The sequence below is a fragment of the Pectobacterium quasiaquaticum genome, assembly GCF_014946775.2.
GTDB lineage: Bacteria > Pseudomonadota > Gammaproteobacteria > Enterobacterales > Enterobacteriaceae > Pectobacterium > Pectobacterium aquaticum.
The window spans coordinates 612,845-628,557 of the sequence record NZ_CP065177.1 but is presented as its reverse complement, the minus strand read 5'-3'; the positions used below and the strand labels follow the sequence as shown (position 1 = coordinate 628,557).

The following is a 15,713-nucleotide window of genomic DNA, read 5'->3' as shown; positions in this document are numbered from 1 at the left end:
GCGTACGCAAGGGTAATTTAGTCAACACAGGTTGATTGCAGAAAAAAACAGCGGCTTTCGACGCAAGATACCTATCGAAAGCCTTATCTCACTGATTGGCGAATCAAAAACGCCCTCAGCCAGCGGCTTTTACTGCATCGGCAATACGATTCGCCAACACGATGACCGTCTCTTCGTGTTCACCCTCAACCATAACGCGAATGAGTGGCTCAGTACCGGATTTACGCAGCAATACCCGTCCGCGTCCAGCCAATTCTTTTTCCACATCCTGCGTAATCTGCTGCACATTTTTGTCTTCCAGCGGATCGTGTTCCCCCGTAAACCGCACATTGACCAGAATCTGTGGAAACAGCTTCATACCGCTGCATAAATCATGCAGGCTCATATGGTTTTTCACTATCGCGGTAAGGACTTGCAAACCGGCAATCACACCGTCACCCGTCGTGGTTTTGTCCAGCAGAATCACATGACCGGAGTTTTCCGCACCAATGCGCCACCCTTTTGCCTGCATCATTTCTAATACATAGCGGTCGCCCACTTTGGCACGAGCAAACGGGATACCCAGTTGTTTTAACGCCACCTCAAGCCCCATGTTACTCATCAGCGTGCCCACCGCGCCACCGCGTAGTTGCCCTTGGCGTAAACCTTCGCGAGCGATGATATACAGAATCTGATCGCCATCAACCTTGTTGCCTAAATGGTCGACCATGATGAGCCGATCGCCATCGCCGTCAAACGCCAGACCAACGTCCGCTTTTTCAGCCAGCACACGCGCCTGTAGCTGCCTGACATCCGTCGCCCCGCACTCTTCATTGATGTTCATGCCATCTGGCTCACAGCCAATCGCGATGACTTTAGCGCCAAGCTCGCGCAATACGCTAGGGGCGATATGATAGGTAGCGCCATTGGCGCAATCGACGACAATCTTTAAGCCATTAAGGCTAAGTTCGCTCGGAAACGTTCCTTTGCAAAATTCGATGTAGCGTCCGGCAGCGTCAACAATGCGGCTGGCTTTACCTAACTCTGAGGACTCAACGCACGTCAGTGGTTTTTCCAGTTCAGCTTCGATTGCTTCTTCTACTTCATCTGGCAGCTTGGTGCCGTCAATCGAGAAGAATTTAATACCGTTGTCGTAATAAGGATTGTGAGAAGCCGAAATCACGATACCCGCTTCAGCACGAAACGTGCGGGTAAGATAAGCAACCGCAGGCGTAGGCATCGGGCCAGTAAAAGAAGCCGATAAACCGGCGGCGGCCAGCCCAGCTTCCAATGCAGACTCCAGCATATAGCCAGAAATACGGGTATCTTTGCCGATAATAATTTTACGCGAACCATGCCGAGCTAGCACTTTCCCCGCAGCCCAGCCCAGTTTAAGTACAAAATCAGGGGTAATCGGCGTATCACCAACCTTGCCACGTATACCGTCGGTACCAAAATATTTGCGGTTACTCATCTCGTTTTTCATTCCTTCGCAGAAAGGGTGGCCTCAACAATGCGCATAGCATCAGCCGTTTCTTTAACATCGTGAACGCGAATAATCTGCGCCCCCTGCATCGCCGCGATCACCGCACAAGCGACGCTGCCATGAACACGCTGCGCAGGCGGTACGTTGAGGATCTGTCCAATCATGGATTTCCTCGACATACCAACCAGAAGAGGCAGTTCAAAACGATGTAACTCGCTCAGGCGAGCCAGAAGCGCATAATTATGGGCAAGATTCTTACCGAATCCGAACCCAGGATCCAGCAATAGCTTACTTTTCGGAATATTAGCATTCACACAGCGATCAATCTGCTGCTGCAAGAAATCGCCAATGTCCTGCATCAGGTCATCATAATGCGGTTTGTGCTGCATGGTTCTCGGCATACCTTGCATGTGCATCAGACAGACTGGTAAACCTGTAGCTGCGGCCGCCTCCAGAGCACCGGGTTCTTGCAAAGCGCGAATATCATTAATCAGATGTGCCCCCGCCTGCGCCGACGCCGTCATCACTTCGGGCTTTGACGTATCGACCGATATCCATACGTCAAAGCGTTTAGCAATGGCTTCAACCGCGGGCACCACACGGTCCAGCTCTTCTTCCGTACTTACCTCAACCGCACCGGGGCGTGTCGATTCACCGCCAATATCGATCAGGGTCGCCCCCGCGGTAACCATCTCCTGAACGTGCAGTAATGCCGCATCGAGCTTGTTGTGTTTACCTCCATCGGAAAAAGAGTCCGGCGTGACGTTAAGGATACCCATGATGTGTGGGCAGGAAAGATCCAACGTTGAGTCTCTGGCGACCAGTTGCATGATTTACCTCCGCAGTCTGGTGTAGTTAGCATGAAATGTGGTTCGAAGAACGCTCCCAGTAAAAAACCCCAGCCTGAGCTGGGGTTTCGTAAGTTACAGATGTGAATCGCAGGCGGATTATTTGTCGTCCACTTGCTCAGACATCGTATTACCAGGATTAGGCGTCTGCGGCTCATCCACTGGCGTAGGGGCTTTAGGTGTACCGCCACCGTTACCAGAATCGTTGTCAGAACGAGACGCTTCCCAACCGGCTGGCGGACGTACTTCTTTCTTACGTCCCATCAGGTCATCGATCTGCGGCGCATCAATGGTTTCATACTTCATCAACGCATCTTTCATTGAGTGAAGAATATCCATGTTTGCCATCAACAGTTCACGAGCACGCACATAGTTACGTTCAATCAGCGATTTTACTTCCTGATCGATAATACGCGCGGTTTCATCAGACATGTGCTTGGCTTTTGCCACAGAACGACCGAGGAATACCTCACCCTCTTCTTCCGCATAGAGCAACGGACCGAGTTTTTCAGAGAAGCCCCACTGCGTCACCATGTTACGAGCAATCGAGGTTGCCACTTTGATGTCATTGGACGCGCCCGTAGAAACATGCTCCACGCCATAAATAATTTCTTCGGCCAGTCGACCACCGTACAGCGTAGAGATCTGGCTTTCCAGCTTCTGACGGCTGGCGCTGATCGCATCGCCTTCAGGCAGGAAGAACGTCACCCCCAGCGCACGACCACGCGGAATGATCGTCACTTTATGAACCGGATCGTGTTCTGGCACTAGGCGACCAATGATCGCATGCCCAGCTTCATGATACGCCGTCGATTCTTTCTGCTTCTCAGTCATAACCATGGAACGGCGCTCTGCACCCATCATGATTTTGTCTTTCGCTTTCTCAAATTCGACCATCGAAACAACGCGTTTGTTACCACGAGCGGAGAACAATGCGGCTTCGTTAACCAGGTTAGCCAAATCTGCACCAGAGAAGCCTGGCGTACCACGTGCAATCACTGACGCATCAATATCTGGAGACAGCGGTACGCGACGCATGTGAACTTTCAGAATCTGCTCACGACCGCGAACATCTGGCAGGCCAACCACAACCTGACGGTCAAAACGACCTGGACGCAGCAACGCGGGGTCAAGAACATCAGGGCGGTTAGTTGCGGCGATGACAATAATGCCCTCGTTGCCTTCAAAGCCGTCCATCTCAACCAGCATTTGGTTAAGCGTTTGTTCACGTTCATCGTGACCACCGCCCAGACCTGCGCCACGCTGACGGCCAACGGCGTCGATTTCATCGATAAAGATGATACAAGGCGCAGCTTTCTTCGCCTGCTCGAACATGTCACGGACACGAGAAGCACCGACACCGACAAACATTTCAACGAAGTCAGAACCGGAAATCGTAAAGAAAGGCACTTTCGCTTCACCGGCAATCGCTTTTGCCAGCAGCGTTTTACCTGTTCCCGGCGGGCCGACCATCAGAATGCCTTTTGGAATTTTACCGCCCAGTTTCTGGAAACGGCTAGGCTCGCGCAGGTACTCGACCAGTTCGCTAACCTCTTCCTTCGCTTCGTCACAACCCGCTACATCAGCAAACGTCGTCTTGATCTGATCTTCAGTCAGCATGCGCGCTTTGCTCTTGCCGAAGGACATAGCGCCTTTACCGCCGCCGCCTTGCATTTGACGCATGAAGAAGATCCAGACGCCAATCAGTAACAGCATCGGGAACCAAGAAATAAAGATAGAAGCCAGCAAGCTCGGTTCTTCCGGCGGCTCACCAACGACTTTCACGTTCTTCGTTAGCAGGTTATCCAGTAGCTTGGGGTCATTGACAGGAATGTAAGTCGTGTATCTGTTGCTGTCTTTTTTGATAACACTGATCTCACGCCCGTTAATACGTGCTTCACGGACCTGATCCTGATTCACTTCAGTCAAGAAGGTTGAATAATCCACCCTACGGCCATTCGACTCGCTGGGCCCAAAGCTCTGGAAAACAGACATCAGCACCACTGCGATGACTAACCAGAGAATTAGGTTTTTCGCCATGTCACTCAAGGGATTAACCTCATATTACAACTGTGTTAAAAAACAGCGTTAGGGTACTACAGTTTGCGCCCTGTCGCTACAATATACACTTCACGAGACCGGGCACGTGAGGCGTCTGGTTTACGAATTTTCACTTTCGTAAACAGGGAGCGAATTTCCCGCAGGTATTCATCAAAACCTTCTCCCTGAAACACTTTCACCAGGAAACTTCCGCCTGGTGCTAATACATCTCGACACATACCAAGTGCTAATTCAACCAGATACATCGACTTCGGAATATCAACAGCTGGAGTACCACTCATGTTAGGGGCCATGTCAGACATCACCACCTGAACTTTGCTATCGCCAACCCTTTCGAGCAAGGCTTTGAGGACCAGTTCATCACGAAAGTCCCCTTGCAGGAAATCGACGCCGACAATCGGATCCATCGGTAAAATATCACACGCGATAATTCGACCATTTCCACCTATTTGCGTGACCACATACTGTGACCAGCCGCCAGGTGCCGCGCCTAAATCCACAACTGTCATACCGGGTTTAAACAGTTTGTCGCCTTGCTGTATTTCGTCAAGTTTAAACCAAGCACGTGAGCGCAGCCCTTTTTTCTGGGCCTGCAGCACATATTTATCGCTAAAGTGTTCCTGCAACCAGCGACTGGAACTTGCAGAACGCTTTTTATTCGCCATCGATTTTCCAACTATTCTCAGTAACACGCTCGTGTGTGGGGAGAAACTTCTCACATATTACCAATCAGAGCAGTCAAATTGGTTATAATTATGAGATGGCGGTAGAATGACCCGTTTTCAATCCCAACCTAAGTAAAAAAGACAATGAACCTAAGTAATAAACAAAAACAACACCTGAAAGGCTTGGCACATCCGCTAAAACCGGTTGTCATGCTGGGTAATAACGGTCTCACCGAAGGTGTTCTGGCTGAGATCGAACAAGCATTGGCACATCACGAGCTGATCAAGATAAAAGTAGCGACGGAAGATCGCGAAACCAAGGCCTTGATCGTGGAGGCAATTGTTCGTGAAACGGGTGCCGCTAACGTTCAGGTTATCGGCCATACGTTGGTGCTCTACCGGCCTGCAAAAGAACGTAAAATTGTGTTACCACGATAACACTTTTTATTTCAGGATACTCGGTTTTAACGGAAAGGTGCCATGCCTATCGGTTAGAGAAAAGGCCGCAAGCGGCCTTTTTCTTTTCTTTACAATTTTTGCTGTTTTAATCAACAACTCGGCAAGATTTATAGATATTCGACCTTCAGGATCTCATATTCCACGTCGCCGCCCGGTGTACGGATGACCACAACGTCATCCTGCTCTTTGCCGATCAGGCCACGCGCGATAGGGGAATTCACAGAGATCAGATTCTGTTTAAAATCCGCTTCGTCATCGCCAACAATTCGATAGGTTTGCTCTTCTTCGTTATCCAGATTCATCACCGTCACAGTCGCACCAAAAATAACACGCCCATTGTTCGCTGACATTTTCGTGACATCGATAACCTGTGCGTTAGACAGTTTTGCTTCAATATCTTGAATACGTCCTTCACAAAAACCCTGCTGCTCGCGGGCAGCATGATATTCTGCATTTTCTTTCAGATCGCCGTGCTCACGTGCTTCGGCAATCGCGGCAATAATTTCAGGTCGACGCACAGATTTCAGGTGGTCAAGCTCTTCACGCAATTTTTCAGCGCCACGCAATGTCATCGGAAATTGTTTCATATTGTCTATACCTCTAAAAAAGTCCGTAAGACTCAAATAATCGTCATCCTGACGCGCTAAAAATCAAAGGCGACGGAGTCTCTGCAACGTGCAAGTCCTCACTGGACATAAAACAAAAGCAACCAGCCCCAGAACAAAATTTCCAGGCTAGCAGTGGTTTTGCATTTTGATACGTATTTTACCCCAGAGTTCAATGAGGGTCATCGTTTACTTTAGCCCTTGTTGCGCCGTAGTATGACCACACGTTACCCCGTTATTAGCTGAGATTATGCGTTTTTCATCGATTGTTACCGGACTTGCCTGCGCTTTTGTTCTGCATGCCAATGCAGCTTCTGTTGAGGATCATCGCCAATATTTACCAGATGGTGCCAATTTGGCGCTATTGGTACAAAAAGTTGGCGCAACAACACCCAGTATGGCCTTCAATAGCCAGCAAATGGCGCTTCCAGCCAGTACGCAAAAGGTGATAACCGCATTAGCTGCATTACTGCAATTAGGTCCAGATTATCGGTTCATCACCACGATGGAAAGCCACGGGCCTGTTACCAGCGGTATTCTGAACGGTAATCTCATTGTACGGTTTAGCGGCGATCCTACGCTTAAGCGCCAGCAAATACGGAATATGGTGCAGGAATTAAGAAAGCGCGGGATACAGGAAATCTCGGGGGACGTGCTGATCGACACCTCAGTGTTCGCCAGTCACGATAAAGCGCCGGGCTGGCCCTGGAACGACATGACACAGTGTTTCAGCGCCCCTCCGAGTGCTGCGATTGTCGATCGCAACTGCTTCTCCGTCTCACTCTACAGTGCGCCTAAAGCGGGTGATAATGCGTTTATCCGCGTTGCATCCTATTATCCGGTGCAAATGTTCAGCGAAGTCCGCACGCTGGCTAAAGGTTCAGCCGATGCCCAATACTGCGAATTGGATGTAGTCCCTGGGGAATTAAATCACTTTACGCTTACAGGTTGTCTGGTTCAACGCACAGAGCCGCTTCCGTTGGCATTCGCGATTCAGGATGGCGCCAGCTATGCCGGCGCTATCGTTAAAGATGAGCTACAGCAGGCAGATATTCGTATTAAAGGCAGCCTTCGCCGCCAAACACAGCTTCGTCCAGCGGGAAGCGTACTGGCCCAGACGCAATCGCCTCCGCTGCACGACTTGCTCACTATCATGCTGAAAAAATCAGACAACATGATTGCCGATACGGTCTTTCGTACTATTGGGCACGAGCGTTTTAGCGTATCAGGAACATGGCGCGCTGGCGCTGATGCCGTGCGACAAATTCTGCGTCAGAAAGCGGGTGTAGATTTAGGAAACAGCATTGTTGTCGATGGTTCAGGCCTGTCACGACACAACTTGATTTCACCGGAGACGATGATGCAGGTCTTGCAGTACATCGCACAGCACGATAATGAACTGAATTACATCACGATGCTTCCGCTTTCCGGCTATGACGGCACGCTGCGTTATCGTGGAGGCCTGCATGAAGCTGGCGTCGATGGCAAGGTTTCGGCTAAAACAGGGGCATTGCAGGGCGTATACAATCTGGCAGGCTTCATTACTACTGCGAGCGGCCAGCGCATGGCATTCGTCCAGTTCCTGTCCGGCTATGCCGTGCCACCAGAAGACCAGCGCGCACGTCGCGTCCCTCTGGTGAGATTTGAAAGCCGTCTCTATAAAGATATTTACCAGAGCAATTAAAAGAACAACGCGGGCTTACCCTGATAGGATAAGCCCGCGTATGTAAGACATGACTAGCAGAAGAACGAATTATTTTTGATAGATGATTTCAACGCCTTCATCATCTTCATCGTCCCAGTCATCATCCCACTCTTCTTCAGCTTCTTTTTCTATCTCAGCCAGCTGTTCGCGGTGATAATCATCCCACATGAACTCCACTTTTTCCGGTGCGCTTTCGGCAATCGCCGTTACTTTCGGATTGGCTTTCAGGAAGTTCATCACATCCCAGCAAAGTGGGTTGACGCCTTCACGGTTCGCTGCAGAAATCAAATAGTACTTATCATCCCAGCCAAGCGCAGCCGCAATCTCTTTGGCACGTTTTTCCGCTTCAGCCTTGTCGATCAAATCAACCTTGTTGAAAACCAGCCAACGTGGTTTTTCTGCCAAACCCGCGCCATACTGCTCTAACTCGTTGATAATGATTTTGGCATTTTCAATTGGATCTGACTCGTCAATCGGTGCTAAATCAACCAGATGCAACAGGACACGACAGCGTTCAAGGTGTTTCAGGAAACGAATCCCTAACCCAGCGCCTTCAGATGCGCCTTCAATCAAACCAGGGATATCCGCCACAACAAAGCTCTGCTCGCTATCCATACGGACAACACCAAGGCTCGGCACCAGTGTGGTAAACGGATAATCCGCCACTTTCGGCTTTGCTGCTGATACTGCGCGGATAAAGGTCGATTTACCTGCGTTAGGCAGGCCAAGCATGCCCACGTCCGCCAGCAACAGCAGTTCTAGCGTCAGCTCACGTTCTTCGCCTTTCGTACCGCTGGTTTTCTGACGAGGAGCACGGTTGACGGACGATTTAAAACGCGTGTTACCTAAACCATGCCAGCCGCCTTTCGCCACCATCAGGCTTTGCTGATGACGCGTCATATCGCCCAGAACTTCGCCGGTTCCCTGATCCAGAACACGGGTACCAACAGGGACTTTAATCGTAATATCTTTGCCGCGTTTACCCGTACAGTCACGACTTTGCCCGTTTTGTCCACGCTCAGCGCGAAAGGATTTTTCAAAACGATAGTCGATCAGCGTGTTCAGGTTTTCGTCTGCCAACAGATAAACGTCGCCGCCGTCGCCGCCGTCACCACCATCCGGACCGCCGTTGGGAATATATTTTTCACGGCGAAAGCTGACACAACCGTTACCGCCATCGCCTGCCACAACGAGAATTGTGGCTTCATCTACAAACTTCATTGATTCTCTCCGCAAAAAACCAATAGAGAATATCTACGTGTTTTAGGCTTGTTATTGGTTCTTCTTGGCGTAACTTTTTGATTTTACGGCATGTAGCGTATTTCTACTCACCATTAAAAAACTGACGCACCAGAACGCATTCCAGCAAAGGAGCGGATTGTACCTGCCCGCTCCAATAATTTCATCTGTATTAAAAATAAACAACACATGCAGGCTGTCAAAAGATGGCAGTGACCACTGCAATACACTTTCTCTTAAGCTATTTTTTCGCGACCAATGGCAGCACAGGCTCTTTCTTTCTAGGAAGGAAACGATGTCCAATAGCGGAAAACATGGCGCCAGCAACAACCACAAACGCACCGACGTAACCAATCCAATTCAATACTGGCACAGCAAAGAAAGTCGGCCACCCTAATGCCAGCAGATCGGAAAACAGCAGCGTAAACAACGGCGTCAGCGTAATGACCGCACTAACCTGCGACGCCTGCCAGCGAGCCATTGCCTCCGCCAGCGCACCATATCCAATCAACGTATTCGCACCGCAGAATAACAGGCAAAGAAGCTGCCAGTTGCTCAGTTGAAAAATAACCTCAAGCTTGGCAAAAGGCGTGATAAAGACGACACACAGAGCATATAACAAAAACAGAATCTGCTGTGATGTCAGACGTCGCAATAGAACTTTCTGCGCTACACCATAGGATACCCATACCGCCGAGGCGCAAACACCCAGCAGCACGCCCAACGTGTAGTCTGTCAGTCGGGTAAAAATCTCAATCAGGCTGGTATTAAAGAACAGGAGCAGACCACAGATCAGCATGATCGCACCAATAACCTGCGTACCGCGCATCTTTTCCTTTAGGATAAGTACGCTGGCGAACATCATCCCAACAGGGGAAAGCTGCCCGATAACCTGAGACGCTGTCGGGCTCAGATATTGGAGAGACGAGCTAAAGAAAACAAAGTTACCCAGCAGCCCAGCCGTCGCAATCAATAGCAGAACCCACCAGCGCCGATGCCGGAAAACACGCATTGGTGGCAACGTCTTACGGGATGACAAAATAATGCCAAGTCCAATGGAAGCAATAAAAAAGCGATACCAAACAATCGTATAAGGTTCCATCACCACCAGAACCTGTTTCATGGCTATCGGTAACGCCCCCCAGCAAACAGCCGTAGTCAGCGCCAGACAAAGACCGATGCCCGTCTGTTGTTTAGTATTCATACTTATCCAGATGGTTTACTCAGAATCAGAATGTAAAAAGCCCCGCAAAGAATTGCAGGGCTTAAATCCGTCAGACCTAAAGCGAAAAATTATTCAGCAACGATGCTGATAAATTTACGGTTTTTCGGGCCTTTAACTTCAAACTGAACTTTACCATCAGTCAAAGCAAACAGAGTATGATCTTTCCCACAGCCAACATTAGTTCCTGCATGGAATTTAGTACCACGTTGACGAACTATGATGTTGCCAGCCAGTACACTTTCGCCGCCAAAACGTTTTACGCCCAGACGTTGTGCGTTAGAGTCACGACCGTTACGGGTTGAACCGCCAGCTTTCTTGTGTGCCATTTAATCCGCTCTCCTAATCTTAAGCGCTGATGCCGGTAATTTTCACGTCAGTAAACCACTGACGGTGGCCTGCTTGCTTACGGTAGTGTTTACGGCGACGGAACTTAACGATCTTCACTTTTTCGCCACGACCATGAGCAACAACTTCAGCTTTGATTTTACCGCCATCGACGAAAGGAACGCCGATTTTGATTTCTTCACCGTTGGCAACCATCAGAACTTGGTCAAACTCAACGGCTTCACCAGTTGCGATGTCCAGCTTTTCCAAGCGAACGGTTTGACCTTCGCTTACTCGGTGTTGTTTACCACCACTTTGGAAAACTGCGTACATATAAAACTCCGCTTTCCGCGCACCCGTTAATAGGTTTCAGAGCACGCTATAAATATTCATAATAGGGCGCGAATTCTACGCAAAAATACTGAGGATGACAAGTGCATAATCAACGGATGTGAAGAAAAAGAATACAACGTATCAACTGCCGTTTATCTCTCTCATTTTTCAAGTACAATCGGCGCAATAAGTTCCGTCTTGCCGATATGCAACAGCATATCTTACGGCAGTGTTGAAGACATACGTTGGCACAAACCATGAATCTAGAACAAATTACAGCATTGACTGCACAGGATATGGCGGCTGTTAATAACGTCATTCTTGAACAACTGAATTCCGACGTCGTTTTGATAAACCAGCTTGGACATTACATCATCAGCGGTGGTGGAAAACGTATACGCCCGATGATTGCTGTACTTGCAGCCAGAGCCCTCGACTATACCGGTGATAAGCATGTCACTGTCGCCGCACTGATCGAATTTATCCACACCGCAACGCTGCTACATGATGATGTGGTAGACGAGTCCGACATGCGTCGGGGTAAAGCGACAGCAAATGCCGCCTTTGGCAACGCAGCAAGCGTGTTGGTTGGGGATTTCATCTATACTCGCGCCTTCCAGATGATGACCAGCCTCGAATCGTTACGTGTGCTAGCGCTGATGTCAGAGGCAGTGAACGTGATTGCTGAAGGCGAAGTCTTGCAGCTAATGAACTGCAACGACCCAGATATCACTGAAGAAAGCTACATGCGCGTCATTTACAGTAAAACAGCGCGTTTATTTGAAGCAGCAGCGCAATCTTCATCCATTCTTGCCGGCGCAACGCCAGAGCAAGAAAAAGCGCTTCAGGACTATGGCCGCTACTTGGGCACTGCGTTCCAGTTAATTGACGATCTGCTCGACTACAGCGCGGACGGCAAAACGCTGGGTAAAAACACGGGCGATGACCTCAATGAAGGCAAGCCAACACTGCCGCTGCTGCATGCGATGCGTCATGGTAATGCAGAACAACGTTCGATGATTCGCAAGGCGATTGAAGAAGGAAACGGGCGTCATCTGCTGGGACCGGTTCTTGCCGCCATGCAGCAATGTGGTTCACTTGATTATACGCGTCAGCGTGCCGAAGAAGAGGCAGATAAGGCGATTAGCGCACTACAACTGCTGCCGGAAACGCCACACCGTATGGCGCTCGAAGGCCTTGCTCACTTAGCCGTACAGCGCGATTTCTAACGTGGTGTAAGGTTCTTATCTGATAAGATCGTTGATTCATAAGTAGCGCTGTCTTGCAGCGCTACTCGTTCGCCAGACTTAGGCAGTCTGGTCGAGTGTGACATCATCCAGCCGAGACAGCATCGCTATTGTCCCTTCACGCAAGATGAAATTAATCAGCCGACTTCGTTCATCAACGGAAAGTTGATGGAAGATATGCACCCACGATGACAGCAGGGTAGGCTCATTATCTATACGATAATACTCGGTTGGAGGATTTTCCTTTACCAGTAGGGAGTTCCTGACCTCGTTTGGCAAACTGCGAATAGAGTATTCGACACCACGCCCTTGAACCCCTTTCCGCCTGCGCTTTTCCCAACCGTCGTCACGCGCCCGTTTGTTCAGCCCCTGCGGTGATTTCGGCAAACCACCTACGCCAACCAGCTCACTTGTTGCAAACCACTCTTTGTCCATACTCGTCACTCCCTTGTTTGTTTTGAACAGGCATTACGTCAACTCGCCCAAAAGTTTCCATATAATAGACTATTGTTACCTAAACCGCTAACTCTTACATGTTACCAGTACACCTAAATAATAGAAGAAATGATGAAATCCAGCGTGATACCCAACCACCGCGGCAACATAACGGACTATAAAGCAAAAGAAAGCACAGGTTCCTTTTCATCGCTGATGATTAACGTTCAAATCGCTGATGATTAACGTTCAAAAAGATCGCCAGTAGCGAATCAGTCAATCACCATCGATGAGATAGGTTCCTCATCCGACGGTGTAATGCCTAACTGGCTCAGCGTGGTAGAGACCCCGACTCGCAAAATATAAGCGATTAACTCATTTCTTTCTTTTTCAGATAGTTGTTGATAGATCTGCATCCATACGGCCAGTGCCGCAGGCTGTTTCGCCGAGTAGGCGGAAGGCTCGATTTCGAGTAATAGGGATTTTTTTACCGTATCCGGCAAGCTGTGAATTGAGTATTCCACCCCTCTTCCCTGGACGCCTCTACGGCGACGCTTCTCCCATCCATCCTCGCGGGCGCGTTTATTTAATCCTTGTCTTGATTTCGGAAGGCCGCCGACTCCAACCAATTCGCTGGTAGCAAACCACTCTTTTTTCATTGCCTTTCATCCTGATAGTGCCATCCCTAACAAAAACGCGACTATTTGGAAATTAATTGAGAATTTTAAGGAAAATTAATGCTATATTATTTCCAAATAATAATGTCATGTTAGTTCGGCATATAACTAACATCCGTTATTTATACCACTAATCTATAGTCGTCTTATAGCAAATAAGGGAAGGATTATGATTTTAAGGAAACAAGACTGGCATCCCGCTGATATCATTGCTGCACTGCGCAAGAAAAACACGACGCTGGCGGCGGTATCGCGAGCGGCCGGATTAAGCTCATCTACACTAGCTAATGCACTATCACGCCCTTGGCCCAAAGGGGAGTGGCTTATTGCCGATGCGCTGGGTATTCACCCATCAGAGATTTGGCCCAGCCGGTACTACAATCCAGAAACTAATGAGCTTATCGACAGAAAAAAACTCATCCGCCCCGATTAAAAAAAGAAAAGCCGGAGATGGACATCTCCGGCTTTTTATTCAACGTCACGTATTAGAAACATCTCAATGATTAATTCTTGATGAATGTCTCGCCTAACTCAATATCCTGATTCAGCGTATCCAGCATGCTGCTAAGCGCATTTTGCTCAAAAGCACTTAATGTGCCGATGTCTTTACGCTCGGCGACGCCGTCTTTACCTAACAGAATCGGCTGAGCGAAGAAGCGGGCATATTTGCCATCACTTTCAACGTATGCACATTCAACCACACCGTTTTCACCTTGCAGCGCACGAACCAGAGACAGACCAAAACGCGCAGCTGCCTGACCCATAGACAGCGTTGCCGATCCGCCACCCGCTTTGGCTTCAACAACCTCAGTACCCGCATTCTGAATACGCTTGGTCAGATCGGCCACTTCCTGCTCGCTGAAGCTGATACCAGGAACCTGAGACAGCAGTGGCAGAATCGTCACACCAGAGTGTCCACCGATAACCGGCACATTAATGTCCTGCGGCTGTTTGCCTTTCAGCTCAGCAACGAACGTGTTGGAACGGATGATATCCAGCGTGGTGACGCCGAACAGTTTGTTTTTGTCATATACGCCAGCTTTTTTCAGCACTTCTGCTGCGATGGCAACGGTTGTATTCACCGGGTTGGTGATGATACCGATACAGGCTTTCGGGCAAGTAACCGCAATTTGCTCAACCAGATTACGCACAATGCCAGCATTGACGTTGAACAGATCGGAACGATCCATACCAGGTTTACGTGCCACACCCGCGGAGATCAGCACGATATCTGCACCAACAAGCGCTGGTTTAGCATCTTCACCGCTATAACCTTTGATCTTCACGGCTGTAGGAATATGGCTCAGATCGACGGCAACCCCCGGCGTGACCGGAGCGATATCGTAAAGGGATAGTTCTGAACCTGAAGGAAGCTGGGTTTTGAGGAGGAGTGCGAGTGCCTGACCGATACCACCTGCTGCTCCGAGAACTGCAACTTTCATCCTAAACTCCTTATTATCGTAAAATAAAAAAGTGCCGTGAATTCATTTGGTTATAAACAGAATATAAAAATGGGAATACGAGCAACCTACTTATCTCTCCACAAATTGTATGAGAGACAAAAATACGCTATGTCTCTAATAATAAATCAAAAACAACCATTCGTTTAAAAGGTAAGTAAAGTTAATAAGCTATTGAGCTATAACGCGGTGTTCATTCACGTGCAATTAACCTGTGCGCTACATTACACCGATCGGTGGCGTCCAAACAACATCATTCTGATAACATTTGATTTACTTTTATGTGACGCAGGACGCATTTTTCGGACTACCCGAGAGTCGATTTTTTTTGAAAACAGCGACTAACGCATATCTGGTGAAATGGATTGGAATTATACGCAATTTAATTGCATAAAAATTCACACAACTGCATAATAGGAAGATTAACCATAACAATTAATCCGGTGCAGAATGCGAAATTCGACAAAACAAGAAGACCTCGTTAAAGCGTTCAAGGCGCTGTTAAAAGAAGAGAAGTTCAGTTCTCAAAGTGAAATTGTTCAGGCATTGCAAGACGACGGATTTGAAAACATCAACCAATCCAAGGTGTCACGCATGCTAACGAAATTTGGCGCCGTGCGCACTCGCAATGCCAAAATGGAGATGGTGTATTGTCTCCCTGCTGAACTTGGCGTCCCGACGACGTCCAGCCCGCTGAAGAACCTTGTACTGGACGTGGATTACAATGATGCCGTCGTCGTGATCCATACCAGCCCTGGCGCTGCGCAGCTCATTGCTCGCCTGCTGGACTCATTAGGTAAGTCAGAAGGCATTCTCGGCACCATCGCGGGGGATGATACTATCTTTACCACCCCAGCAAGAGGCTTCAGCGTCAAACAGCTTTACGAAGCGATTCTGGTTCTATTCGAACAAGAGCTGTAATGCGCTTTTTTGCTACGCTTTCTTCACTACGTGTAAAGCAGTTA

At 48.8% G+C, this 15,713-nt stretch carries 17 protein-coding genes; 5 read left to right on the top strand and 12 right to left on the bottom strand.

Translation table 11 applies throughout. From position 1 onward, the window contains the following. Positions 1–115: 115 nt before the first annotated feature. The 4 genes from glmM to rlmE all read right to left on the bottom strand — a co-directional run bounded on the left by glmM (position 116) and on the right by rlmE (position 5,039). The gene (gene glmM / locus IG609_RS02960) at positions 116–1,453 is read right to left on the bottom strand and encodes a phosphoglucosamine mutase (protein ID WP_193397428.1); all 1,338 of its coding nucleotides are present in this window, start codon (positions 1,451–1,453) and stop codon (positions 116–118) included. Positions 1,454–1,461: 8 nt separating this feature from the next. Next, a complete protein-coding gene (gene folP, locus IG609_RS02955; protein WP_193397429.1) occupies positions 1,462–2,295 on the bottom strand; it encodes a dihydropteroate synthase in 834 nt (277 codons plus the stop codon). Positions 2,296–2,412: 117 nt separating this feature from the next. Continuing rightward, a complete protein-coding gene (gene ftsH, locus IG609_RS02950) occupies positions 2,413–4,353 on the bottom strand; it encodes an ATP-dependent zinc metalloprotease FtsH (protein WP_102118085.1) in 1,941 nt (646 codons plus the stop codon). 56 nt (positions 4,354–4,409) lie between these two features. Next, positions 4,410–5,039, bottom strand: coding sequence for a 23S rRNA (uridine(2552)-2'-O)-methyltransferase RlmE (gene rlmE / locus IG609_RS02945; protein WP_095701555.1), 630 nt, complete (start codon positions 5,037–5,039; stop codon positions 4,410–4,412). A gap of 144 nt (positions 5,040–5,183) precedes the next feature. On the opposite strand from rlmE, the gene yhbY reads away from it, so the two are divergent. Continuing rightward, positions 5,184–5,477: a ribosome assembly RNA-binding protein YhbY gene (gene yhbY / locus IG609_RS02940; RefSeq protein ID WP_010283039.1), complete on the top strand. Its 294-nt coding sequence runs from the start codon at positions 5,184–5,186 to the stop codon at positions 5,475–5,477. A gap of 128 nt (positions 5,478–5,605) precedes the next feature. Here yhbY and greA read toward each other — a convergent pair whose 3' ends face one another. Next, positions 5,606–6,085 (bottom strand): transcription elongation factor GreA, encoded by a 480-nt coding sequence (gene greA, locus IG609_RS02935; protein WP_095701554.1) that lies wholly within the window; start codon positions 6,083–6,085, stop codon positions 5,606–5,608. A gap of 268 nt (positions 6,086–6,353) precedes the next feature. On the opposite strand from greA, the gene dacB reads away from it, so the two are divergent. Continuing rightward, positions 6,354–7,787: a serine-type D-Ala-D-Ala carboxypeptidase gene (dacB, locus tag IG609_RS02930; protein WP_193397430.1), complete on the top strand. Its 1,434-nt coding sequence runs from the start codon at positions 6,354–6,356 to the stop codon at positions 7,785–7,787. A gap of 69 nt (positions 7,788–7,856) precedes the next feature. Here the strand turns inward: dacB and cgtA are convergent, their stop codons facing one another. The 4 genes from cgtA to rplU all read right to left on the bottom strand — a co-directional run bounded on the left by cgtA (position 7,857) and on the right by rplU (position 10,929). Then, a complete protein-coding gene (gene cgtA, locus IG609_RS02925; protein ID WP_039282291.1) occupies positions 7,857–9,029 on the bottom strand; it encodes an Obg family GTPase CgtA in 1,173 nt (390 codons plus the stop codon). Positions 9,030–9,288: 259 nt separating this feature from the next. Continuing rightward, entirely contained in the window at positions 9,289–10,251 is a 963-nt protein-coding gene (locus IG609_RS02920; protein ID WP_193397431.1) for a DMT family transporter, read from the bottom strand. Between the two features lie 89 nt (positions 10,252–10,340). After that, a complete protein-coding gene (gene rpmA, locus IG609_RS02915) occupies positions 10,341–10,598 on the bottom strand; it encodes a 50S ribosomal protein L27 (protein WP_005971498.1) in 258 nt (85 codons plus the stop codon). Positions 10,599–10,617: 19 nt separating this feature from the next. After that, complete coding sequence (rplU, locus tag IG609_RS02910; protein ID WP_010283026.1) at positions 10,618–10,929, bottom strand: 50S ribosomal protein L21; 312 nt, start codon at positions 10,927–10,929, stop codon at positions 10,618–10,620. A 257-nt stretch (positions 10,930–11,186) separates the two neighbouring features. On the opposite strand from rplU, the gene ispB reads away from it, so the two are divergent. Next, positions 11,187–12,158 (top strand): octaprenyl diphosphate synthase, encoded by a 972-nt coding sequence (gene ispB, locus IG609_RS02905; protein WP_193397432.1) that lies wholly within the window; start codon positions 11,187–11,189, stop codon positions 12,156–12,158. 78 nt (positions 12,159–12,236) lie between these two features. On the opposite strand, the gene IG609_RS02900 is transcribed toward ispB, so the two are convergent. Beyond that, on the bottom strand, positions 12,237–12,611 hold the full coding sequence (locus IG609_RS02900) for a DNA-binding protein (RefSeq protein WP_039485888.1): 375 nt from the start codon (positions 12,609–12,611) through the stop codon (positions 12,237–12,239). A 272-nt stretch (positions 12,612–12,883) separates the two neighbouring features. Further along, positions 12,884–13,270: a DNA-binding protein gene (locus IG609_RS02895; protein WP_193397433.1), complete on the bottom strand. Its 387-nt coding sequence runs from the start codon at positions 13,268–13,270 to the stop codon at positions 12,884–12,886. Between the two features lie 187 nt (positions 13,271–13,457). On the opposite strand from IG609_RS02895, the gene IG609_RS02890 reads away from it, so the two are divergent. Next, entirely contained in the window at positions 13,458–13,721 is a 264-nt protein-coding gene (locus IG609_RS02890; RefSeq protein WP_039470687.1) for a helix-turn-helix domain-containing protein, read from the top strand. Positions 13,722–13,791: 70 nt separating this feature from the next. Here IG609_RS02890 and mdh read toward each other — a convergent pair whose 3' ends face one another. Beyond that, a complete protein-coding gene (gene mdh / locus IG609_RS02885) occupies positions 13,792–14,730 on the bottom strand; it encodes a malate dehydrogenase (RefSeq protein WP_193397434.1) in 939 nt (312 codons plus the stop codon). A 468-nt stretch (positions 14,731–15,198) separates the two neighbouring features. Here mdh and argR point away from each other — a divergent pair, with 468 nt between their 5' ends. Continuing rightward, positions 15,199–15,669: a transcriptional regulator ArgR gene (gene argR / locus IG609_RS02880; protein ID WP_039274176.1), complete on the top strand. Its 471-nt coding sequence runs from the start codon at positions 15,199–15,201 to the stop codon at positions 15,667–15,669. Positions 15,670–15,713: the final 44 nt, after the last annotated feature.